This window comes from Sphingomonas arabinosi (assembly GCF_036663715.1).
In the GTDB taxonomy this organism is placed as follows: domain Bacteria; phylum Pseudomonadota; class Alphaproteobacteria; order Sphingomonadales; family Sphingomonadaceae; genus Sphingomonas.
This window is the reverse complement of sequence record NZ_JAXOJN010000021.1, coordinates 1-22,049: the sequence shown is the minus strand read 5'-3', so window position 1 is coordinate 22,049 and position 22,049 is coordinate 1. Positions and strand designations below refer to the sequence as shown.

Here is a 22,049-nt window from a genome sequence, read left to right as displayed (position 1 = left end):
ACGACCCCGCCTGCGACATGGTATCGCTTCACGACCGACCGCACCGGTGCACACCCGCAAACCCATCTTGCCGGATTTCGAGGTTTCCTCCAGGCTGACGCCTATGCCGGTTACGACTGGCTCTATCGAAACGGCGCCACCGAAGTCGCATGCTGGGCCCATTTCAGGCGCAAGGGGGTCGATCTGCACGAGCGGGTTGCCACGCCGCTGACCACCGACATTCTTGAACGCATTGGTACCTTGTACGGCATAGAAGCGGAGGTCCGCGGCAGGCCGCCCGACGTGCGGCTGGCGGCGCGGCAGAACCGGACAAGGCCGCTGGTCGATGCGCTGCGCGAGATACTCGACGCAGCACTGCGCCGGCTGTCGCCGAAGTCCGACATGGCCAAGGCTATTGCCTATGGCACTAAGCGACGGCTCGCGCTGTGTCGCTTCCTCGATGACGGGCGCCTGGAGATCGCCAACAATATCGCCGAACGTGCGCTGCGCGGCGTTGCCGTCGGACGACGCAACTGGCTGTTCGCCGGTTCGAAACGGGCGGCAAGCGTGCCGCAGCGATCTACACCGTCATGCAGACCTGCAAGGCCAATGGCGTCGACCCGCAGGCCTACATCGCCGACGTCACTGGGAAGATCGCAGCTGATTGGCCAGCAGCGCGATGGGACGAGCTCATGCTCTGGAACTGGTCCGCGCAAACCGCAGAGCCGGTGGCGCAAGCCGCGTAATTTTGCGGTCTGCCAGCCACGCTTACTGAGAAACCGCACTAGAAGATCGAAAAGTTGCCCGCCCTCCACAAGGTGATTCAGACCATGCGGGGAAACGTCTCTTGCCGTCGGTGCGAGAAGATCAGCCGCCCACCGGCGCCGTTCCAAGTCACCCGATGCGCATGACCGACACAATCTCCCAGGTATCGGCCTCGCTCCAGCGCATGAACCGCCGATAAATTGTGTTCTACCTGCCGTGCTTATCCGGCACGTCGCGCCAGGCAGCCCCGCAGCGCAGCCGCCAAAGAATACTGTTCAGAACCGCTCGGTTCTCGGTCGGGCGCCGTCAACGACGATGCATCGATGGTTCGATCGGCAACACACCCTTCAAGACCCGCCTCTCCGCCTAAACACCCAAGCTGCGCGTCGGCTAAATGGATCTAGAGCCTTCCAGAGACCGGTTCAGCGTTTCACAATTGGCGCCTGGTAACGCCCGCGCGACGGCCGCTATTGGCTCCAACCGAGCAAGATCCAAGCCAGTCTGAATGCCTCGTTCCTCGAAGCACCTCACCAACTTCTCCGTTGCAACATTGCCACTGGCGCCGGGTGCGTAAGGGCAACCACCAAGGCCGCCTATCGCCGCGTCGAATATCCGGACCCCTTCCTCGTAAGCAGCGCAGGCGTTCTCAAGGCCATGTCCGAAGGTATCGTGGGCATGCATCGCCCAAGCAGATGCTGCCGGAAAGGCGAGCATCGCCTCTTTGAACAACGCGGCCACTTGCAGCGGTTCTCCGCGCCCGGTCGTATCGCATAAACAAATCTCCGCGTCTGGCCAGGTCTCTAACGCACGATGGACAATTCTGAGGACTGATTCCACTGCAACAGTGCCTTCAAACGGGCAATGGAACGCGGTTGCAACGTTGAACCGCATTCGGGTGCCGTTCGGAGCGAGGGAGCGCAGATTCTGGAAGTCTGAAAGAGAGTCAGCGGGAGAACGAAGAACGTTCGCTCTGTTATGACTCTCAGATACCGACACGACATACGATAGAAATCGTGCACCAGCTAAGAGCGCCTTCTGCCCATTCCTAGAGTTTGGAACGAGCACTTGTGTGATGAGGCCATCTATCTTGAGAGCACCGCCAAGCACCTCACGGGCGTCAGCTAGTTGCGGTATCGCGCGCGAGCTAACGAACGAGGTTGCCTCAATCCGTCGAACCCCTGCCAGAGATAGATCACAGATGAAACCCAGCTTATTGGATGTCGGTATAAAGGGCCCTATGTTCTGAAAGCCATCCCGTGGACCTACTTCGACAATCTCAACTCTACTCATCAAGATTTCCTTACTGAGAATATGCGAACAAGACTTAAAGAACGTAGATCGCTGCGACGTAGTCTTTGATAGCACCAGTTAGTAGCAATAACGGCTTACTTACAACGATTATGACGCACGCATGCTCCGGAATAAATCTAAGCCCCGGTGCGTTCGGAATGGGCGAAAGGATCATGTCACGGTTTGATAGGAGTCCGGTTGAGACATCGGCGCAGCCTCGTTAAATGCCGCAAGGGAATCAAGACTGGTGAATATACGCGAGATTGTTGGCCAACGACTTGTATCTAGACCGAACCGCTTATTGTTCAGCACCTGCGCGTAAAGACAACAATCCGCTAATCCAGGTTGATCCAGGTGACAGTAGCGTCCAGTCTGACCATCGCGATTTAACATTTCCTCGAGAGCATTGAATGTGACTTCGACCCAATGCTTGAACCATCTTTCCTGAGCCATCGCGTCGGCACCAAACTGGGCCTTCAAGCGATTTAATACGCGCAGGTTGTTTAGAGGATGAATTTCACAGGCGATCATATAAGATAGCGCCCGGACCCTAGCCCGACCGCATGCGTCGTCAGGTAATAGACTTGGCCCAGGCTGTGTCTCGTCTAGCCATTCTATGATAGACAGTGACTGTACGAGAAACTCGCCATTCTCGAGCTCAAGTACTGGCACAAGCCCAGCTGGATTCTTTGCCAGAAAGTTGGGCAATCTCGTCTCGCCGCTACTTAGCTTATACGAAACGTATTCGTAAGAGACTCCCTTAAGATTCAAGGCAGCACGCAACCTAGTAGAGGTTGACGATCGGAAGAAGTTATGAAGACGCATAGTCATCACCTATGATCCCGGTCGGCGAGGGCCGATTGTGGTGCTGATCGTGCCGAGCCCGTAAATCGATACATCGCACACATCGCCTATGTTCATCGGTCCTACCCCGGCAGGCGTTCCAGTCATGACGAGATCGCCTGCGCGGATCTCCACCGAGCGCGAGAGGATGGACACAATTTCGGGAACGGACCAAATCAGGTCAGCCAAGTCAGCACTTTGTTTCGTCACGCCATTCAAGGTCAGCTGGATTGCGCCTTTCACAGGATCGCCGACCGGCGCACCGACCTGTATTGGGCCGATCACTGCCGATTGATCGAACGCTTTGCCCCAATCCCACGGACGGCCTGCCGACCGAGCGGCGAGCTGTAAATCTCGCCGAGTGAGGTCATTGCCGATGGCGTAACCGAAGATATAGTCGTTCGCTCCGTCAACAGGTATGTCAACACCACGCTTACCAAGGGCGACGACTAGCTCCGCCTCGTAGTGAAAGTTCTCGGTCTCTGGCGGGTAATTAACTACTTGCCCGCTTTCGACAATCGCATCGCAGGGCTTCGTAAAGAAGAAAGGTGCCTCGCGATCAGGATCCTTGCCCATCTCTCGTGCGTGATCGGCATAATTTCGGCCAACGCAGAAAATGCGCCGGACCGGAAATCGTTCGGCACGACCGACGATGGGGAGGCTTACGAGTGGTGGGGGTGGAAAGCTGTAGTTCGTCAAGCCGATCGTCCCTTGCATATGAGTAGGTCCCGGACTGCTAAGCGAGCGATTCATGCGAGTGGCGGAGTAACAAGCAGGCACCCACCCAGCAGCAACTAAGCGATACATTTTTCCACTTCTGATGCAAAGCATGCTTTTGGTCTTGCCGGGAGGTAAATGGTCGGCTATTTCTGAAAGTCGGACATGCCCAAAGTGGCGGACGAGTCGAGTATAACCGACGTAGGAGAGGATCGCAGATGACCAACGCATCAGATGCCAGCGCTCTAGGTGCTGCACGCACATATACTGACGCCGACATTCTCGCCATGGTGGACGAAAAGGCCGGCAAGTATGACCCAAAGATTTATACCGACGAGTCCCTCTATCGCCTTGAGTTAGAGCGGATTTTCGCGCGTACCTGGGTTTGCATGGGTCACGAAACGCAGATTCCAAAATCCGGGGATTTCATGACCGCCTATATCGGGGAGGACCCTGTTGTAGTCGCCCGACAGAAGGATGGCGGAATTCGTGTTTTCCTAAATCAATGCCGCCATCGCGGCATGCGTATTTGCCGGGCCGACTCTGGTAACGCTAAAGCGTTCACATGCACCTACCATGGTTGGGCTTATAACCAGGGCGGTGACCTTGTAAGCGTGCCGATGGAGCAAGAGGCCTTTGGGGGATGCTTAAATAAAGCTGATTGGGGGCCAAAACAGGCGCGCGTCGAGACCTATAAAGGCCTTATTTTCGCTAACTGGGATGCAGATGCTCCTGCGCTGGACGAGTATCTAGGCGACGCCAAGTTTTACATGGATATCATGCTTGACCGATGCGAAGCTGGAACAGAAGCAATTCCTGGCATTCAAAAATGGGTTATCCCATGCAACTGGAAGTTTCCCGCCGAGCAATTCGCATCAGATGCCTACCACGCCGGCACCACCTCACACCTGTCCGGCATTATGGCTGGCGTTCCGGAAGACGTGGATATCTCTCAAGTAGCCCCACCCACGGAAGGGTTGAACGTGCGAATGGCGAACGGCCATGGCTGCGGCTTATTTCTACGAAATCCCATGTTCTACATGACTATCTTGGGGCCGAAGGTCACACAATACCTCACGGCAGGACCCGCTTACGAGGAAACAGTGCAAAGGCTCGGCCAAAACAGAGCCGACGTTAATCTTTGCCACTGCAATGTCTTTCCGAATTTGTCTTTTCTTGCGGGTATCAACACCGTTCGCATGTGGCAGCCTCGCGGCCCGAACGAGATTGAAGTCTGGACATTCACGCTCGTCGATAAGTCGGCGCCCGACGAGATTAAGGACGAGTGGCGCCGTCATACATCGCGTACATTTTCAGCCGGTGGCGTATTCGAACAGGACGACGGCGAAAACTGGTGTGATATCCAACAGGTCCTCCACGGTCACGTTGCTCAGCAGCAGTCATTCAACATCGAGATGGCTACGCACACTATCTCGAATGAAAACAAGGAGGGTTTCCCGGGCGATTCCTTCGGCTACACTTATGCGGAAGAAGCTGCTCGAGGGCTTTATACGTTCTGGACCAAGATTATGACCTCCCCGGACTGGCCGACTGTTCAACGATCGGAGCCCTTATTGTTAGCGGCGGAATAAGGGCCTTTCTTTAGATGGTTTTGGGAATATCAGGAGGCTGCTGCTCCGCCAGCAGCTTGTTGTGGGTTATTGGAGTTCGATATGCTCGACGAGAAGTTGCTAGAGAAGTTTGAAACCAAGCCTAAGCTGGTAGCCCTAGAGCTTCAGCATGAGGTAGAGCAGTTTTTATACTGGGAATCCAAACTTCTCACTGACCGGCGTTATCAGGATTGGTTCAGCTTACTTTCCAGTGACATTCACTACTGGATGCCGATTCGGTCGACGAAGATCATGCGCGAAGTCGCACAGGAATACACCGACGAGCAGGGTTTTGCCCACTTCGATGATAATTGGCACACGATGAAAGGGCGAATCCGAAAAATCATCTCTGACGTCGGCTGGTCCGAAAATCCAGCGTCGCGTCTCCGGTATATCGTTAGCAATGTTATGGTAGTGCCCGAAAGCGACACGTCGCTGTATGTGAATTCCGCTATGATCGTCTACCGCACGAGGCAGGAGAGGCAGCTTGATATCTTCGCGTGCGAGCGGCGTGATCTAATCCGTAGGGTTGACACCGAAGCAGGATTCGAACTTGCTCGTAGGCGTATCGTTATAGATCAGAGTACAATCCTTTCTAATAATCTCAGCTTCTTTTTCTAGCAAAGGCTTATCAATGTCGTGGATTACGGCGTTCCCGGACGATGACCTTGCCGAAGGGGAAATGAAGACCTTTGACGGGGGACCGCAGCCGATTTTGATTTGCCGTGTCGGCGGTCAAGTCTACGCGGTCCAAGATACTTGCACTCACGACACGTGGTCGCTTGCAGATGGTTTCCTAGACGGTGACGTCGTTGAATGCAGCCTCCACTTTGCTAAGTTTTGTGTAAAGACTGGCAAGGTAAAAGCCCTACCAGCCTGCGTGGCACTCAAGACATTCCCGGCAAAGAGTGATGCTGGGTTTATCCTTGTAGATTGCTGAAACAATGTAATTCTTTGGAGGGATCGGATGCGTCTGAAAGATCAAGTCGTCCTCGTAACTGGCGGAGGGTCGGGTCTGGGCTTTGCGATCGTAAAGCGTTTTGTCGAGGAAGGCGCGCGAGTTGCGGTGTTCGACCGATCTTCTGAGCGTGTGGAAAATGTAGTCCGCATTTTTGGAGAGAGCGTGGTTGGCATTACCGGCGACGTTAGTAAGGTCGAAGACAATACTAATGCGGTAGCGGGGTGTATAAAATCCTTCGGAAAGCTAGACACCTTTATTGGCAATGCTGGGATCTGGGACTATTCTCAGCCTATGGTAGCGACAACCGATAGCGCTTTAGGTCAAGCGTTCGATGAAATGTTTGCAATTAATGTCAAGGGCTACATCCTTGGCGCGAAAGCGGCGTTAAAAGAACTTTATAAGGCGAACGGGCAAATTATTTTCACTGCGTCGAACGCTTCTTTCTATCCAGGTGGTGGCGGTGTTCTGTACACCGCAGCTAAACATGCGGTCGTTGGCCTAGTGAAACAGATGGCGCATGAATTTGCGCCACATGTACGTGTCAACGCCATTGCACCTGGAGGGATCGGGGGAAGCAATCTCGCGGGCGTCGGCGCGCTGTCTCAGCAGAATGCGAAGTTTGCCGACTTACCTTTAGACGAGATGATGAAGCAGATGCTTCCTCTCGAGCGCGCCTTCCAAGCCGACGAGTATGCCGGGGCATATGTGTTGCTCGCAGATCGTCGGGATAACCAAGCAGCCACAGGGGGAGTGCTCAACTTGGACGGCGGTATTGGCGTGCGGGGGTTCGGCTCGCCCAACCTTGGTTCCACGCTCGTTGATGCATTCGGAGTCAAATGAGGTCCGGCTAGAAAAGAGACTTTGGGTAAGTAGAACGTTTCAATGTCCAACACAGATCATTACCGGCGGTAGAACCCGCTTCCTTTATCATTAGTGGTCCTCAAGCTTCAGATCGGATGAGTGATGGAAACGCTGCTTTTTATCGACAACGAACCAAAACGCGCCTCAGAAGGTGCGACGTTTGAACGTCTTTCTCCTGTGAACGGCGAAATCGTAACAATCGGGGCGGCAGCCAACCCACAGGATGCGGTCGCGGCGATCGATTCAGCGCAAAAGTGCTTTTCGGCATGGTCGCAGAGCGGCCCAGGAGAGCGGCGTGCGCTTTTGTTGAAAGCGGCCGATGAGCTGGAAAAATCGCTCGACGAGTTCGTGAGCGCGATGAAGAGCGAGATCGGCGCAGGCGAGTTGTGGGCACGTTTCAATGTAGCGCTCGCTGCAAATGTCTTCCGCGAGGCAGCCGCGATGACCACGCAGATCCAGGGCAGCACAATTCCCTCCGACAAACCGGGAACTCTGTCTCTGACGGTGCGGCAGCCGGTAGGAGTAGTTCTCTCAATTGTGCCTTGGAACGGTCCCGTAGTGCTAGCCGCCCGCGCTATCGCCTACCCCTTGATGTGCGGCAACACAGTTGTATTTCGCGCTTCGGAAACTTCTCCAAAGACCCATGCATTAGTCGCGGAAGCCGTTTATGCGGCCGGTTTCCCGGCAGGGGCGCTCAATTTCGTGACAAACGATCCAAGAGACGCTCCTGAGGTGATCGAGGCAATGATAGCGCACCCAGCCGTTAGGCGCGTCAACTTCACTGGGTCAACCCATGTGGGGCGGATTATTGCTGAAAGCTGCGGCAGGCATCTTAAGCCTAGCTTGATGGAGCTTGGCGATAAGTCGCCTATCGTAGTCCTCGACGACGCCGATATCAATTCCGCGGTTAACGCTACTGTCTTTGGCGCTTTTCTTTATCAGGGACAGATTTGCATGACGACCGAGCGAGTGATCGTCGATGCGAAGATTGCCGATCGCTTCGTTGAAAGATTGGTTGAACAGGTGGCCCACCTAACGGTCGGCGATCCTCGGTCGCAAGCAGAATGCGCGCTGGGTCCGGTTATCGGAAAAGGCGCCGTCGACAGGCTGAATATGTTACTCGACGATGCCGTGTCAAACGGTGCACTCGTCAGTATTGGGGGCCGCGCGGATAACGCGCTAATGGCGCCTACTGTCCTTGACCACGTTCATCCTGGAATGCGGATTTATTCGGAAGAAGCGTTTGGTCCCATTCTTCAAGTGATACGCGTTCAAACTGTGGACGAAGCTGTAGCGGTGGCGAATGACACGGAGTACGGACTCTCCGCGGCTGTATTTGGCACCGATATCACCCGCGCTTTAGGCGTGGCCATGCAGCTTCAAACCGGATCTGTTCACGTTAATGGGTCTACCGTAGCGAATGATGCTCAGGCGCCATACGGCGGAACCAAAGCAAGCGGATGGGGGAAGTTTGATAGCAAGTCAGTTATCGATGAGTTTACGGAGTTGAAGTGGGTAACGATTGAACAGCCTTCGCAGCAGTATCCTTTGTAGGAAGGTATTGCGCCCCAACCGCGATGACCTCGTTCCAAAGATGTCCGCCCCCCCCCCCCCAAAGGTAGAAGTCAGGCAAGTAACACTCTTCTGGGGTGGGGGCGCTCAGTTGCTCCTATGCGTTGTCGGTCCTTACCATCTGCAGCAGCTCGTAGCTTTGTCCTGGCAGCTACCGAAAGAGAACATGGAGTCGCTAATGAGCGAGATAAAGACAAAGTCCTTCGGCATACTGTCTGGCCTTCGCGTGCTCGAGATTGGGCATTATGTAGCTGCTCCGTTTTGTACTCGGCTGCTTGGCGACCTAGGCGCCGACGTGATAAAGGTCGAGCCTCGCACCGGTGATCCCATTCGCCAGTGGGGCGAGAACATCGGTGGTCATTCCCTATGGTGGTCGATGCATGGGCGAAATAAGCGCAGCATTACCCTCGACCTAAAGGCTTCTAAGGCCAGAGATGTTGTCCTTCGCCTCGTTAAAGAATGCGATGTTGTTGTGGAGAACTTCCGGCCAGGTCAACTAGCCCGCTTAGGGCTTGGACCGGACGTGCTTCGCGCCATTCAGCCAAGGTTGATCGTTGCTCATATATCTGGTTACGGACAGACCGGTCCTGATCGAGATCGTGCAGCATTCGGATTAATCGGTGAGGCCGTTGGGGGCTTGCGCTATCTAACCAATCACCTTCCAGGAGAAACTGATCTGCCGCCCGTCAGAGTCGGCGTAAGCATTGGTGACTCGATCGCTGGGCTATATGCAGCCTTTGGGATCATGAGCGCCCTTTGGCAACGGGACAGAGTAAATGGTGACAACGCCGCGCATACTGTCGACGTTGCGCTCAGCGAAGGCGTTCTTAGTATGATGGAGGGTATGCTTCCCGAATATGGGGCCTTGGGTAAGATTAAGCAGCCAACAGGCGGTGGAATAGCAACGGCGGCCCCGACGAACGCTTATCCTACACAGGACGGTCTGTGGGTATTGATCGGAGCCAACTCCGATCCCCTATTTGCGAAGCTTGCTAACCTCATGGGACGTCTCGATTTAGTGGTGTCGCCCGAATATGTCGGAAACCGAGCCAGAGTAGCGAACGCAACCGCCTTGGACAAGATCATAAGCACGTGGACCAGTCGATACGACGGGGCAGATCTTATCACGATGCTCGACGAGTGCGATATTCCCAATTCAAAGGCGTTCACTGCGGCCGATTGTGCAACGGACCGGCAGTTTAGGGCCCGTGGTATGGTGTTGGAGGTCAATGACCATAATTTTGTCGCTCCAGTACTTCATGCGGGAGTTGTGCCTCACTTTAAAGAGAGCCCAGGATCAATTAGATGGCCAGGGCCTGAAATCGGTGAGCACACTGACGAAGTACTACGATCACTAGCGGGACTCAGCACCGATGAGATTGACGCTCTACGCATTGAAGGTGTCGTTTAGTGACTTGATTGACCGTTGCGAGGCATCAGCGATCGGTTTGTTCTGGAAGGCCTGTCATTAGAATAGGTTCTGACCACGGCTAGATTCGGTGCGGCGTATTTCGTAGATAACAACCTATTCCTGTAAATGGACAGCGATATGAGATCGAGTGTAGTCCCGCGTACGTTATTTAGCAAAGTCTGGGACTCACACGTGGCGGCCCACCTAGAAGGTGGAGTTGTGCTTCTCTATATCGATCGTCATCTAGTCAATGAGGTCACGAGTCCGCAAGCCTTCGAGGGACTCAGAGAAAAGAAGAGAAAGGTCCGTCGCCCCGACCGGACTATCGCAGTGGCTGACCACAACGTGCCCACTCAAGATCGGTCTGGGGGCCTCGCAGCGATTGCGGATCTGCCAAGTCGGACTCAGGTAGAGGCGCTTGAGAAGAACGCTTCGGACTTTACCATCCCGTATGTCCCGCTACGCAGCCGAATGCAGGGCATCGTCCATATTATTGGACCCGAACTGGGCCTGACATTGCCTGGCTCGACAATTGTTTGCGGCGACAGCCACACGTCGACCCACGGAGCTTTTGGTGCTTTGGCGTTTGGCATCGGAACGTCGGAAGTTGAGCATGTTTTGGCGACTCAGACTCTGCTTCAGCAGCCAGCGAAAGCAATGTTGATAACAATCAACGGTCAACTGGGTAACGGCGTTACGGCCAAAGATCTCATCCTGCATATTATTGGGGCTATCGGAACTGCAGGCGCAAACGGTCATGTAATCGAGTATAGTGGCGAGGCAGTACGATCCCTTGATATGGCCTCCCGCATGACACTGTGCAACATGTCAATTGAGGCAGGCGCCAGAGCCGGGATCATTGCTCCAGACGACACTTGCTATAGCTGGCTAGCAGGACGTCCGTTTGCACCAAAAGGTGAGGCCTGGAACGCTGCAATCGCATATTGGAAAACCCTAGCGACTGACGTTGGTGCGATTTATGATCGCACCGTTGAGATAGACGCGACTTGCGTCGAACCGATGGTAACGTGGGGCACGAGTCCTGAAGCTGTTATCGGCATTCGGGATCGGATACCTGATCCAGCCGCTGAAGGCGATCCCGCTAAGCGTGCTCAGCTAAGCGCGATGCTCGAGTATATGGGACTCGAAGCTAACCAGCCGATCGCTGGAACTCCGATTGACATGGTGTTCATCGGTAGCTGTACCAACGGTCGGATCGAGGATCTACGTGCCGCCGCATCTTTAGTGAGGGGCGGGAGGGTTCATTCATCGGTGAGAGCGCTCGTCGTTCCCGGATCTATGCAAGTAAAGGCGCAGGCCGAAGACGAGGGGCTCGATACGATCTTTCGCACCGCCGGTTTTGAATGGCGAGATGCCGGTTGCTCGATGTGCCTAGGTATGAACCCGGACCAGCTAGGGCGAGGGCAGCGATGCGCCTCGACCTCGAACCGCAACTTTGAAGGACGACAGGGTCCAGGCGGACGAACGCATCTCGTGTCGCCAGCCATGGCGGCAGCAGCAGCCATCGCGGGAAGGCTTGTTGATGCAAGAGTGGGGACGTCATGACGCCTTTCCGAGATCTGCGTGCGGTAGCGGCACCACTACCGTTGGCCAACATCGACACAGACAAGATTCTACCCGGTCGCTTCCTCAAAACTATTACGCGCGCCGGCCTCGGCAACGCACTGTTCTCGGCATTAAGAGAAGACCCGTGCTTTGTACTCAACAAAGCCCCCTACAGCTCTGCTGGTATCTTGGTGACATTGGAAAATTTCGGCTGCGGCTCTAGTCGTGAGCATGCCCCATGGGCCCTATCTGATTTCGGTATTCAGTGCGTAATTGCGCCAAGTATAGCCGATATATTTTATAATAACTGCTTTAAAAACGGTATTCTTGCGATTGTTCTGGATCATGGAGCTGTAATGATGCTCTTGAATACAATAACGAACCCATCGACATCTGAGTTGTTTGTGGACTTAAATAGCCAAGAGATTGTTACCCTGCTGGGTGATAGAGTTAGGTTTGATATCGACGGGGTTCGAAAAGGGGCCCTGCTCCGCGGCGACGACGAGATATCGAAAACACTCTCGCTTATAGATCACATACATAAGTTCGAGAACGTCCAATCTAGGCTTGCCCCTTGGTTAGTCGAGGGAATCGACTCTGGCTTACTTATCGAATAAATCCGTTTTCCTAATTAACGTGGCATCTTGCACACTGTGGATGGCTTTGACCCTGATCCATGCAGGCGACATGTCAAAACATCGCTAATCCTAGATCAAGTTTTTGGCCTGTGACGTCCCCCCTGTTATGGATGGCTCGCCCCTTATCTGAAACGTTGTTGTGTCACGACAGCGGGTCGTTTGAGGTAGGAGCGAAGGTCATGAACGTATCAGTTCTTGGAATCGATCTCGGCAAGAACAGCTGCAGTGTGGTCGGCCTGGATACAACCGGTAAGGTCGTTGTCCGCCGGCGGATGCGACGCGAGACTGTCATCACTTACGCGGCCGCGCTGCCGGCCTGCGTAGTAGCGATGGAGGCCTGCTGCGGAGCGCACCACATGGGGCGGGCGCTAGCACGACAGGGCCACTCCGTACGGTTGATGTCGCCGGAGTATGTTCGTCCCTACGTCAAGGCACAGAAGAACGACGACCGCGATGCCGAAGGGATCGCGGAAGCCGCGACACGTCCGACCATGCGGTTCGTTGAGTTGAAGACCGAGGAGCAACTCGACATGCAGACGCTGCACCGCATTCGCGACCAGCTCGTCGGAGATCGCACCTCGTTGATGAACCAGATCAGGAGCCTCCTCCTCGAGCGCGGCTATATCGTGCCGCAAGGGCGGGCAAAGCTAGCGGTCCGGCTGGGTGAGATGCTCGACGGCGACGAGCCAGTGCTAGGGTCTCGCATCCACCGGCTCGTCAGCGATATGCGCCTGCGCTGGATTGCCCTCGACGAGCGGATCTCAGATCTAGATGCCGAGTTCACCAGCGCGGCGCGCACCGACGAGCGAACGCGTCGCCTCCTGACTATTCCAGGCATCGGCGCACTGAACGCGACGGCGCTGGTTGCGGCCGTCGGCGACGCTCGAACCTTCGGACGCGGCAGGGATCTTGCCGCTTGGCTTGGGCTCGTGCCGCGCCAAGCGACGACCGGGGGCAAACCTCGGCTGCTTGGAATTACCAAGCGCGGAAGCCGGTACTTGCGCAAAAACCTAATCCAGGGCGCTCGTTCGGCACTGCCGACAATGAGCAAGAGCGACACACGGCTGGGCGCGTGGTTGCGCGGCCTGCTGTCGCGCTCCCATCCGAACACGGTCGTGGTGGCACTGGCGGCCAAAATGGCACGTATTGTCTGGGCGCTGCTGCGGCACGAGCGCACCTACGATCCGGTCGCGCAAGCGGCGTGAATGAGATCGGCCGATGCGATATGCACCGGCTGGATGATGTCTGCGGGAGGTGAGTGAAAGATGGCCTGACAGTCGACCGGTGTCTTGGAACCCTTTGGCTAAAAATGGCACTCGATGCCGGCCCTGTTATGAGGACCAGGACGCGCGGATCTCCATCTTGGCCAACGACCTCGTGTCGAAAGGCCGGATACGTTTTCGCAGACTGCTCAGAACGTCAGACACAAACCGCTTGCCGACGGGGCGAGCCATACGTTTTAGTCCTGACGTGCTCCCCGTTTTCAGGCCGCTGATAACTTAGCTTCGGTGTCCATATGCCCTTGGCGGGGGCGGTTCGTAAACTCGGCGGGTGCCAACCCGCCAAGGCTGCTGTGCGGACGCACGGTGTTGTAGTCCGTCCGCCATGCCTCGATGATCCGTCTCGCCGCGGCCAGCGAGGGGAACAGGTGTTCGTTCAGACACTCGTCGCGCAAGCGACCATTAAAGCTTTCGACGAAGCCGTTCTGCTGCGGCTTGCCCGGTGCGATGTAATGCCACTCGACGCCCGTGTCCTGGCACCAGGCAAGGACGGCGTGACTGGTCAGCTCGGTGCCATTGTCGCTGACCACCATGCACGGCAGCCCGCGACGTTCGGCGATGGCGCTTAACTCGCGGACGACGCGCCGACCTGACAGCGAGGTATCCACGATGCACGCCAGGCACTCCCTGCTGTAATCGTAGATGACGTTCAGCATACGGAACCGCCGGCCGCAGGCCAGCGCATCCGACACGAAGTCGAGCGACCAGCGCTGGTTGGGTTCCTGCGGGATCGCCATCGGCGCCCGCGTGCCCAGCGCGCGCTTGCGCCCGCCACGCTTGCGAACCGTCAGCCGCTCCTCGCGAAGGAGGGTTCATTGCCCCCATGGTGGCCTCCCGCAACAGCGGTATCAGCTTCGTTGTCTTGCTCTCTACGGGTGCATTGCCGTACGAAAAAATGAGCCTCCTACAAAAGGAAGCAATTGCTCGGGCAGAGGGGAAGTCGGAAGCCGATATAGCCGCTGACGAAGTACTTTATCGCCGGATATTTGCTATCTTGCGGGCCGCCGAGACGCCCGAGCAGGCGCGAGCGCAACTCACATTAACAGCGGCCCCATTAATCGCCAGTGGTCGATATTCCAAGGCTGAGGCGGATCTTGCAATCGCTGGCCTTACGAGCCCACTTGGAATTGAGGTGGAGCGGTTTGATCCCCGGCCTTATCTCCGAAGGTTGGCCGTACCCGTACTGGTCGTAAGCGGAGCGCTCGACACTCAAATTCCGCCAGCAGCAAACCTTCCGGCAGTGCGCGAGGCGCTGAGTGCTAACGCCGATGTGACGATCAGGGAGCTTGATGGAACCAACCATCAACTACAACGCGCACGAACCGGCGCACCCTCGGAGTACGCATCTATTGCGGAAACGATCAATCCTGCCGTCCTTGATCTAATCCGAGAATGGATGGACGCTCATGCGCTTAGCGGGCCGGCACGATCTTCCCAGAAATGAACGGCCAACGAGACGGCCGGCATCATCTCGTTTGGGATGCAGACCGTCCGAAAACTCGCCCGTGATCGAGGTCCGTACGATCCCCCGCTGAAAAATGGCTGAGGGCCAGCCTTTTCCGGTTTTTATGCGCTGATGAGGCCGGAATAGGCTGTCACAAGGCGATATTCGGCGTCGTGACGGCAGGCGTGGCGGGCCGGATCAGGGCTGCACCGCCCGCATCATCCCCGGCACACCGATGAGGGTGATAGCCCGCCTGAGATTGTAGGCGAGTGCCGTTAGGCTGAACTCGGCGCGGACCTTCTCCAGCCCGCGCATCAGGAACGCGCCCTGGTTCATCGACTGCTTGATTGTTCCGAACGGGTGTTCGACCGTGGAGCGGCGGATGACGAGGAGGTCTGGCCGCTTCGCAAGGCGCGCCGCCATGCGCTCGAGGATTTCCTCCTTCTCCCAACGGTTGACGCGCCGCCAGCGTCCCTTGGTGCACAGCGTCTTCATCGGGCAGCCGGAGCAGGCGGCAGGATTGGAATACTGGATCGTGACATGCCCGCGCGTCACCGAGTTGTAGCGGGTGTCGAGCAGCTGCCCGGCAGGGCAGTGATAGGCGTCGGCTGCTGGATCGTAGCGAAACCGCTCTTTGGGAAAGAGGCCGTTGCTGACGTTGAGGCCCCGGTGCGGGCGGGGAATGTACGGCGTGATGCCGGCGGCTTCGCACGCCTCGATATCTTCGCCCTTGTGGTAGCCCATGTCGGCAACCGCATCGATCTGCTCGACGCCGAGCAGCTCCTTTGCAGCACCGGCGGTGGGCGCCAGCAGGCCCATGTCGTTGCACGCGTTCGTGACGTGCTGCTCGACGATGAGGCTGTGCTTAGCATCGACTGCCACCTGCGCGTTGTAGCCGATGGTCACCTTGCCATGGGCGACCATCGCGCGCGCATCGGGGTCGGTAAGCGAGATCTGCCCTTCGCCACTCTCCTCCAACTGACCGAGCAACGCCGAACTGACCTGACGCTGCTCGCGCAGTTTAGCGATCTTCGTCGCCAGAGCGTCGGCGCGGCCGGTGCCGGCACCATCTTCGCCGCGGTCGATCTGGTCCAACTCGGCCAGGTAGCGCTCTAGCCGCGCGTCGGCCGAGGCGAGATACGTTGCCAGCCGCTCGCGGCTGAAGTTACGCGACCGGCTGTTCACCGCCTTCAGGCGCGTACCGTCGACCGCCAACAACTCGCGCCCAAACAGGTCGAGTTTGCGGCACAGGACCACGAACTCACGGAACACCGCCTTGAACGCGGCTCGGTTGTCTCGCCGGAAGTCGGCGATGGTTCGGAAGTCAGGCCGCACCCCGCGCAGTAGCCAGATCAGCTCGAGATTGCGTATAGCTTCAGCCGCCAGGCGCCGGCTCGACCGCACCCGATTAAGGTAGCCGTACAGGTACAGCTTGAGCATATCGGCCGGATCGTAGCCGGGCCGCCCCGTCGCCTTTGGTTGAGCTCGCGCGAAGCCGGCACCGCCAAGATCAAGGTCATCGACGAAGGCGTCGATGAACCGCACCGGGTTATCCGCAGCTACATAGTCGTCGACTGACGCCGGTAGCAGCAGCGCCTGGTCCCGAGCATGACCTTCGATGTATGCCATGTCCGCAGGATACACCGTCCCAGCATGCCGGGGAATCCAGAATGCCGTTTTCGGACGTTCTGGATGGTGAAGCGGGAAACCTCCGCAGGCTACATCAGTGGGCTGGTGGCTGCATAAGCTCTAACGTGATATAATCAGGGCCTGAAACATAGGCTACTAAAGTTCCCTTTCGTGGACCACCCGCGATTGGCAGTGGGCTACCCTTCACCTTCCATCCTGCTGCCTCGACGCGAACAATTGCGGCATGGATATCCTTCACGGTCAGAGCTAGGTGCGCTGCACCGATCGCCCCCGCGCTATCGGGCACCGCCCCGTTCTGGCACCCTTTTGAATATTGCAACAATTCGACCACGTAACCGTCTGGCGCCCTGACGATCGCCGTTTTCACACTCGGATCATCGACACCTGTCACTTGATGCAGGAAGTCGCCCCCCATCTCCGATTGTCGCTCAAGTGTGAAGCCGAGCGCTTCCGTCCAAAACCGAATGGCTTCGTCCAAAGACGATACACCGAAGCCCGTGTGGTCCACGGCAATCATGTTTGTTGCGTCGTTCATTGTTGCACTCTCACCAAACCGTGCTTGCGCTGTCTGGGCCTGCGCCTGGCTGCAACTGATGCCCGCAGCATGACGAATATGATCTCCATGGTGCCGCCTTAACTCGTCAGCCTCCTGCCGAAAAGGAAGGAACGCTGAGAGAGCGGCAGGGCAGGGGGCCTCAAATACGGGCTCGGCTGAAGCGAGATTCTCGAAACCTGTTCCCGAAACTGTTTTCCCAAAATGGACTGATGGAGACGAAGTTATGGGAATGATTTAGTCGACCGGTTCGGCCGGTGTCGCAGCCTTTAGCAGCCGGCGATCGCGCGCGATCTTGGCGAGCAAGGTGCGGCTGCATCCCGTCGCATTCATGATCTCTCGCCAGCTTCGGCCGTCGCGCAGTAGGGACGAGATGGCAGCGTTGCGGGTCTTGTTCTCGGGGCGCCCCTTATAGAGGCCGGCAGCTTTCGCCTTGGCGGTGCCCTCCGCCTGGCGGCGACGCCGATCCTCATAGTCCTTGCGCGCGACCGCGGCGAGAACGTCAAGCATCATGGCATTGACCGCGGCGAACATGCGACCGGTGAACTCATCGGCCGGCGCCGTCAGGCTCCAAGAGGTGGGCAGGTCGAGCGCCACAATGCGAATCTGCTTGGCGTCGATCAGGCCGCGTAGGCGCAACCAATCCGGTGAGGTGAGGCGGGATAGCCGGTCGACTTGCTCTACCAGCAGCACGTCTCCCGGTTCGCAGTCACCGAGTAGGCGGAACAGCTCGGGCCTATGCAACTTGGCTCCGCTTTCGTTTTCTACATAGCGGGCTGCGATCCGCAGCCCCTGCTCGGCGGCAAACGCATCGAGGACACCACGGGCGCGTGATGAGTCCTGTTCCGAGGTGGAAGCGCGAAGATAAGCACGGATGAACATGGTTTGGTCTTTGATACGTGGTACTTGTTTGTCCAGTCCTTTTTGATTGGGTAGAGCGCCTTTAAGGCACTGGCTTAGGGCCAGTCCTTAAAAGGCATACATAAAGCGGACGATGGCGAGCCGATCACTGAGGGCGCTGTCGTGCGCGAGTCTAGGGTTGGAGGGGGGCACCCCAAGGGAGCTGGCTCCGCTTGTAAGCGGCATTTTGACAAGGAGACTCATGGTGCTGAGCTCCCGGTCATCGTCACAAGGCGCCTGCCACATAGTCAGACCTAGCTTCGTGGCAGTCGCCTCTCAGGAGCAAGGTGGAATTTGATTCAATTTTTTATTGAACCTTTTACCACTGCGTGGCATTGAACCATCAGCTACGGACAGCGGGGCTTCCGGTAACACGGTCGCCGCAGCATGTGCGCCTCAATGGCCGGTACACCACGGTAAGGCACACCCGCACCATAAAGGGCTTTCGCCTAAAGCGGGAGCCCTTTCCCGTTATGGGACACGCTTCTGCTGAAATAGACAGGTGCGTAAGACCGTATGCATGTTGTAGCGCCGCTTGATGCGGCTGAAGATGACCTCACGCGCATGACAGCTCGTAATCATCAGATTGACGTCCGCTAGGTCTTCCTTGCAGGGATACAGATAGAAAAATACGACCTGATGCTCGCCATCGGTGAGTTCACGAACACGTCCTGGTGCAACGTCGATGACAGCATAGTTCATGGCGCGATTGCGATCGATTGATTCCCAGCAAAAGTAATTCTGTTCAACCATCCGCCGAGCTAATTCCGGCAAGCCTAACGAAAAGGCGTATCGATCCTCACAAAATAACCGGGGCTTGCCGTTTTCGTCGTTCAGGTTGTGCATCCCGCGAGCGCAACCTTGGGATATTGTGTGAATCCCAAGGGTAACCAGTACGCGTAATTCACCCGCATCGTGCCCCTTGCCCGCTAGCGAGACGACGAAGCTCTCAAGATGCCGTAAGTCCCTAAGAACGCCGTCCACTTCGATTTCATTCATTGGCCGTGGCTTGGTCCTTCTTTGGGGCAAACACGCCTCCTCACGATGCCATAAGCCGCACAGGAGTCTGAGTCATGTCTACTGAAGCGGAACACGACCGGCGGCAGCGCCTTGCGACGACGCCCTTCCGCCGTTTGTCATGGGTGCGTTGCTGCAGCTGGCGGACTGGAATCGCCAGCCGCGGTGATGGCGAGCACGTGTTGCACCATCCGCCAACCATAGTTTTTGGCGGAAACTGCGCACAAGACATACGCGGACAGCAGACAAGCGCCGTACATCGCAGATCGAAATGCGTTGCCGTTTATGACAAGTGCCAGGATCGGCAGCGGCACGACTAGGAGCGCCGTGATTGTGCCGATATCCCGCGCCGCGAGGTATCGACGATGCGGGTCGCAAACGCTGACGTCGTCCCGAAGCGGTTTATAGATCCGGTAAAACAACTGATTTTGTATCGCCGGATCGGTTGGGAGGGGGCCTAGCTTGCTTTCCAGAGCCGTCATGTCGACATGCGACGAAGTGGGGCCGACAACGGTAAAGGCCCGTGATCCGGGCAGGGGGTGGCGCCATCGCAGATGGATGAGTCGATCGCGCCAGTTTGGCGGAATCGAACCCAGCAAGATCAACGAAGCTATGACAATCAGCCCCAGCGATGCTGATCCCGGCACTGCCATCGCTTCCAGCTTTGCGACTAGATGCACCGAACGAGCTTTGAAGAGCTTGGCTGGTTCTATCGCCACCACCAAGAAGGCCGTTGCATGGGCAATCATCGCGGCACGGATGAGCCAAGCGTTTTGCTCTTTGAGCGATTTCGTCTCAGCCACCGTTCGTATCCTTCGCGATCAACGCGTGAAAGCGAAGCGGCGTCACGATCAGCAACACCGATGGTGGGGTACGCCCCGCCGCCAGCTCGGTCGCCGTCCGCCAGTCAAGCGCTGATGGGCCTTCGTCCGCAAGATGGCTGTGCCAGGTGCCAACATCGAAGAGCGTCCGTCCGCTGGCCTGATGGCGATGCTCAATCGCATCCTGAAGGCCGGTCGTACCGAGAACAAACAGGCTGGCAGAAAACGTGCTGTCAGCTGGTGCATCGAGCAGATCGACCACGGTGACCGTCTTCATCCGGGCACTGCTAAGGCCGACGAGCAGACCCCCGGTCTCCGCATGCGGCGAGGCCGCGGCCGCTGACCTGATCTTTGCTGCAATGCGCTGGCTGATCCGCAGCTCCCAGCCATCGGTACCCTCGATCGCGACGGTTTCGAAGGACGGTACGGTTTGGCGGGTCCAGCGCGTTGCGGGGGTATCGATGTCACAGACGCCAGTGACGATCAGGCCGTCGGCGTTCGGATGGTCAGCCGCGTGGTCGATCTCTTTGGCAAGGCCGGCTGTCATCATCGAGAGCTGCGCATCGTCGATGGTCATCGTCAACGATCCGCAGCCCTGGCCTATCTGAATTTCAGCGAGACCGGTTTCAGGATCGGCAAGCAGCGCTACAGCCTCACCATCGGTCAGCGTGGCGTACATCTCAGCCATCAGATCGTTGTGATTTGGGTTGTGCGAGGCTCCACCAACCAGCAGGTAAGCCATGCGGCCGCGACCAAAGAGCGCCGCCTCGATATAGCGGGCTCGATCATGCGGACGGATCGCGGTGGATAACGCTTCACGCACCGCAAGCGACGCCGTGGCGTTGACGACGATGCCCGTACCTGCGGGAATAACTTTGACCCGGATCGCCTCGTCACGCAGGGCTGACGCGATGTCATCCTGGTAGAGTGTTGGCGACAAGCTGAACCCGGCCAGCTCATCAGCAAGCGCGGCAGTCTTGGGCTGGCCCACCGCAGTAGGGAAGAGGGCGTGTCGCGCCATATTGTGCGGCCGTAGCCACCCCTCGTCGCTTATTGCGATGATCGACTGCCCGGAGCGCGCGGCGTGCAGCGCGAGTTTCGAGCCGACGCTGCCACAGCCAAGCAGCGCCAGCGCGGGCCGTTCGGGTACCCCTGCCAGCGTCCGCAGCAATGGCGCGTTCAAGGTCTGATAATGCAGAGCAGGTCTGACCGGCTCATCGCCTCCGCGGACGATTGCAGTCGTTCTCTGGTCATAAGGACGGATTTCGACGACGTACGGCAGTAATTCGATCGGGGAATTTGATCCAATCAGATGAACGGGGCGTTCGACGCACAACACAATGCCAATCGGGATTGGCTGATTGAGGTGCCAGCCCTGCCACGACCGTTCCAGATTGCTGAGGAAAAGATCGAGACCGCGACGGCAGCCCAGCGTATCCGCATGCGCACGAAGCTCATCGATTGTCGTGACGTCATCGGGGGTGTAGCGGTCGCTAACGTAGGTGCCACCAGAGGGAGGCTTGTCGGCCCAGACAATCCCGATGACGGTTTTGCCCAGCGTGCCCCCTTTTGACATTGGCGAAACGCTGAATAGCGACTTGTCCGTCGTACTGAGCGGCGTTTTGCCGCCATCGCTATTGATCCAGACCGACGCACCATCAAGCAGCGTTGCATCATCGGCCTCCGTTCGACCGAAGCGGCCACGCCAGGCGATATAGCCGCCGGCCTTCAGGCGGGTGGCACGCATGGTCTCCGCGTCGAAGGCGATTGTATCGCGCAAGCCACGCCGCATGGCCGGTTCCCAGCCTTGTACAGGGTCGATCAGATGATTGATCGCAGCCTTGCGCAGCCAGACGGCGACCTGTTCGAGGAGATGGAACACGCCATACTCGACCAAGCCGAACTGCAGAAAAAATTCATCCTGATCGCCATCGACAAGGCATGGCCTGGGCGGTGCGTCAGCGCCGCCCGGGTGAAGATGAGGGAAGTTGCGCGGAAAGTCGGCGCGAAGTCGCACTTGTGGAGAGCGCCAGGGATATTCAGACGGGATGCGCTATTGAGCGGCGATCTGGATGAGACAGTAGCGGCGATCAGGATGAGACTCTGCGGCCGTGACGGGAGCGAGATTGTCGAGGCGCGACAGGCAATGCAAGGCCAACTTTGGTGTTGAT

At 57.2% G+C, this 22,049-nt stretch carries 19 protein-coding genes and 3 pseudogenes; 11 read left to right on the top strand and 11 right to left on the bottom strand.

Annotated elements, in window-relative coordinates:
• Positions 1–725 (top strand): annotated as a pseudogene (tnpC, locus tag U1708_RS19070) (IS66 family transposase); the annotation flags it as partial.
• A 226-nt stretch (positions 726–951) separates the two neighbouring features.
• Here tnpC and U1708_RS20775 read toward each other — a convergent pair.
• The 4 genes and pseudogenes from U1708_RS20775 to U1708_RS19060 form a co-directional block, all read right to left on the bottom strand.
• Positions 952–1,035 (bottom strand): annotated as a pseudogene (locus tag U1708_RS20775) (IS5-like element ISLpl3 family transposase); the annotation flags it as partial.
• A gap of 99 nt (positions 1,036–1,134) precedes the next feature.
• Positions 1,135–2,034: a hydroxymethylglutaryl-CoA lyase gene (locus U1708_RS20770; RefSeq protein WP_443030086.1), complete on the bottom strand. Its 900-nt coding sequence runs from the start codon at positions 2,032–2,034 to the stop codon at positions 1,135–1,137.
• Between the two features lie 171 nt (positions 2,035–2,205).
• Positions 2,206–2,859, bottom strand: coding sequence for a maleylacetoacetate isomerase (gene maiA, locus U1708_RS19065; RefSeq protein ID WP_332747739.1), 654 nt, complete (start codon positions 2,857–2,859; stop codon positions 2,206–2,208).
• 9 nt (positions 2,860–2,868) lie between these two features.
• The gene (locus U1708_RS19060) at positions 2,869–3,576 is read right to left on the bottom strand and encodes a fumarylacetoacetate hydrolase family protein (RefSeq protein WP_332747730.1); all 708 of its coding nucleotides are present in this window, start codon (positions 3,574–3,576) and stop codon (positions 2,869–2,871) included.
• Between the two features lie 236 nt (positions 3,577–3,812).
• Between U1708_RS19060 and U1708_RS19055 the strand changes: the two genes are divergently transcribed.
• The 9 genes from U1708_RS19055 to U1708_RS19015 all read left to right on the top strand — a co-directional run bounded on the left by U1708_RS19055 (position 3,813) and on the right by U1708_RS19015 (position 13,418).
• Positions 3,813–5,186: an aromatic ring-hydroxylating dioxygenase subunit alpha gene (locus U1708_RS19055; protein ID WP_332747728.1), complete on the top strand. Its 1,374-nt coding sequence runs from the start codon at positions 3,813–3,815 to the stop codon at positions 5,184–5,186.
• An 81-nt stretch (positions 5,187–5,267) separates the two neighbouring features.
• Positions 5,268–5,825 (top strand): aromatic-ring-hydroxylating dioxygenase subunit beta, encoded by a 558-nt coding sequence (locus tag U1708_RS19050; RefSeq protein ID WP_332747725.1) that lies wholly within the window; start codon positions 5,268–5,270, stop codon positions 5,823–5,825.
• Between the two features lie 13 nt (positions 5,826–5,838).
• Positions 5,839–6,144 carry a non-heme iron oxygenase ferredoxin subunit gene (locus U1708_RS19045; RefSeq protein WP_332747723.1) on the top strand — a complete coding sequence of 102 codons (306 nt, stop codon included), beginning with the start codon at positions 5,839–5,841 and terminating at the stop codon, positions 6,142–6,144.
• Between the two features lie 27 nt (positions 6,145–6,171).
• The gene (hcaB, locus tag U1708_RS19040; RefSeq protein WP_332747722.1) at positions 6,172–7,005 is read left to right on the top strand and encodes a 3-(cis-5,6-dihydroxycyclohexa-1,3-dien-1-yl)propanoate dehydrogenase; all 834 of its coding nucleotides are present in this window, start codon (positions 6,172–6,174) and stop codon (positions 7,003–7,005) included.
• Between the two features lie 123 nt (positions 7,006–7,128).
• Positions 7,129–8,580 carry an aldehyde dehydrogenase gene (locus tag U1708_RS19035; RefSeq protein ID WP_332747721.1) on the top strand — a complete coding sequence of 484 codons (1,452 nt, stop codon included), beginning with the start codon at positions 7,129–7,131 and terminating at the stop codon, positions 8,578–8,580.
• 196 nt (positions 8,581–8,776) lie between these two features.
• Positions 8,777–10,009, top strand: coding sequence for a CaiB/BaiF CoA transferase family protein (locus tag U1708_RS19030; protein WP_332747719.1), 1,233 nt, complete (start codon positions 8,777–8,779; stop codon positions 10,007–10,009).
• 138 nt (positions 10,010–10,147) lie between these two features.
• Positions 10,148–11,575, top strand: a complete 1,428-nt coding sequence (gene leuC / locus U1708_RS19025; protein ID WP_332747737.1) for a 3-isopropylmalate dehydratase large subunit — start codon at positions 10,148–10,150, stop codon at positions 11,573–11,575.
• Positions 11,572–12,192: a 3-isopropylmalate dehydratase small subunit gene (leuD, locus tag U1708_RS19020; RefSeq protein ID WP_332747717.1), complete on the top strand. Its 621-nt coding sequence runs from the start codon at positions 11,572–11,574 to the stop codon at positions 12,190–12,192. Before leuC ends, leuD begins: the two co-directional genes overlap by 4 nt.
• Positions 12,193–12,392: 200 nt before the next feature.
• Complete coding sequence (locus U1708_RS19015) at positions 12,393–13,418, top strand: IS110 family RNA-guided transposase (protein WP_332747736.1); 1,026 nt, start codon at positions 12,393–12,395, stop codon at positions 13,416–13,418.
• 278 nt (positions 13,419–13,696) lie between these two features.
• Here U1708_RS19015 and U1708_RS19010 read toward each other — a convergent pair.
• Positions 13,697–14,302 (bottom strand): annotated as a pseudogene (locus U1708_RS19010) (IS3 family transposase); the annotation flags it as partial.
• A 14-nt stretch (positions 14,303–14,316) separates the two neighbouring features.
• Here U1708_RS19010 and U1708_RS19005 point away from each other — a divergent pair.
• Positions 14,317–14,937, top strand: a complete 621-nt coding sequence (locus tag U1708_RS19005) for an alpha/beta hydrolase family protein (RefSeq protein WP_332747716.1) — start codon at positions 14,317–14,319, stop codon at positions 14,935–14,937.
• 198 nt (positions 14,938–15,135) lie between these two features.
• Here the strand turns inward: U1708_RS19005 and U1708_RS19000 are convergent, their stop codons facing one another.
• The 6 genes from U1708_RS19000 to cap2-3 all read right to left on the bottom strand — a co-directional run bounded on the left by U1708_RS19000 (position 15,136) and on the right by cap2-3 (position 21,928).
• A complete protein-coding gene (locus tag U1708_RS19000; RefSeq protein ID WP_332747715.1) occupies positions 15,136–16,566 on the bottom strand; it encodes an IS1182 family transposase in 1,431 nt (476 codons plus the stop codon).
• 94 nt (positions 16,567–16,660) lie between these two features.
• Positions 16,661–17,122 (bottom strand): VOC family protein, encoded by a 462-nt coding sequence (locus tag U1708_RS18995; RefSeq protein ID WP_332747714.1) that lies wholly within the window; start codon positions 17,120–17,122, stop codon positions 16,661–16,663.
• A gap of 255 nt (positions 17,123–17,377) precedes the next feature.
• Positions 17,378–18,022, bottom strand: coding sequence for a recombinase family protein (locus U1708_RS18990; protein ID WP_332747713.1), 645 nt, complete (start codon positions 18,020–18,022; stop codon positions 17,378–17,380).
• A 489-nt stretch (positions 18,023–18,511) separates the two neighbouring features.
• Entirely contained in the window at positions 18,512–19,039 is a 528-nt protein-coding gene (locus U1708_RS18985) for a YjaZ family protein (protein WP_332747712.1), read from the bottom strand.
• A gap of 137 nt (positions 19,040–19,176) precedes the next feature.
• Entirely contained in the window at positions 19,177–19,860 is a 684-nt protein-coding gene (locus tag U1708_RS18980) for a hypothetical protein (RefSeq protein WP_332747710.1), read from the bottom strand.
• Positions 19,853–21,928 (bottom strand): anti-phage 6A-MBL system cap2_3 protein, encoded by a 2,076-nt coding sequence (gene cap2-3, locus U1708_RS18975; protein WP_332747734.1) that lies wholly within the window; start codon positions 21,926–21,928, stop codon positions 19,853–19,855. The genes U1708_RS18980 and cap2-3 overlap by 8 nt, the downstream gene beginning before the upstream one ends.
• Positions 21,929–22,049: the final 121 nt, after the last annotated feature.

Coding starts and splice junctions, on each gene's coding strand:
- U1708_RS19030 (WP_332747719.1), top strand. CDS start 8,777: ATGAGCGAGATAAAGACAAAGTCCTTCGGCATACTGTCTGGCCTTCGC.
- U1708_RS18995 (WP_332747714.1), bottom strand. CDS start 17,122: ATGAACGACGCAACAAACATGATTGCCGTGGACCACACGGGCTTCGGT.
- U1708_RS20770 (WP_443030086.1), bottom strand. CDS start 2,034: ATGAGTAGAGTTGAGATTGTCGAAGTAGGTCCACGGGATGGCTTTCAG.
- U1708_RS19015 (WP_332747736.1), top strand. CDS start 12,393: ATGAACGTATCAGTTCTTGGAATCGATCTCGGCAAGAACAGCTGCAGT.
- U1708_RS18990 (WP_332747713.1), bottom strand. CDS start 18,022: ATGTTCATCCGTGCTTATCTTCGCGCTTCCACCTCGGAACAGGACTCA.
- U1708_RS18985 (WP_332747712.1), bottom strand. CDS start 19,039: ATGAATGAAATCGAAGTGGACGGCGTTCTTAGGGACTTACGGCATCTT.
- U1708_RS19005 (WP_332747716.1), top strand. CDS start 14,317: ATGGTGGCCTCCCGCAACAGCGGTATCAGCTTCGTTGTCTTGCTCTCT.
- maiA (WP_332747739.1), bottom strand. CDS start 2,859: ATGCGTCTTCATAACTTCTTCCGATCGTCAACCTCTACTAGGTTGCGT.
- U1708_RS19055 (WP_332747728.1), top strand. CDS start 3,813: ATGACCAACGCATCAGATGCCAGCGCTCTAGGTGCTGCACGCACATAT.
- leuD (WP_332747717.1), top strand. CDS start 11,572: ATGACGCCTTTCCGAGATCTGCGTGCGGTAGCGGCACCACTACCGTTG.
- hcaB (WP_332747722.1), top strand. CDS start 6,172: ATGCGTCTGAAAGATCAAGTCGTCCTCGTAACTGGCGGAGGGTCGGGT.
- U1708_RS19035 (WP_332747721.1), top strand. CDS start 7,129: ATGGAAACGCTGCTTTTTATCGACAACGAACCAAAACGCGCCTCAGAA.
- U1708_RS19000 (WP_332747715.1), bottom strand. CDS start 16,566: ATGGCATACATCGAAGGTCATGCTCGGGACCAGGCGCTGCTGCTACCG.
- leuC (WP_332747737.1), top strand. CDS start 10,148: ATGAGATCGAGTGTAGTCCCGCGTACGTTATTTAGCAAAGTCTGGGAC.
- U1708_RS19045 (WP_332747723.1), top strand. CDS start 5,839: ATGTCGTGGATTACGGCGTTCCCGGACGATGACCTTGCCGAAGGGGAA.
- U1708_RS19050 (WP_332747725.1), top strand. CDS start 5,268: ATGCTCGACGAGAAGTTGCTAGAGAAGTTTGAAACCAAGCCTAAGCTG.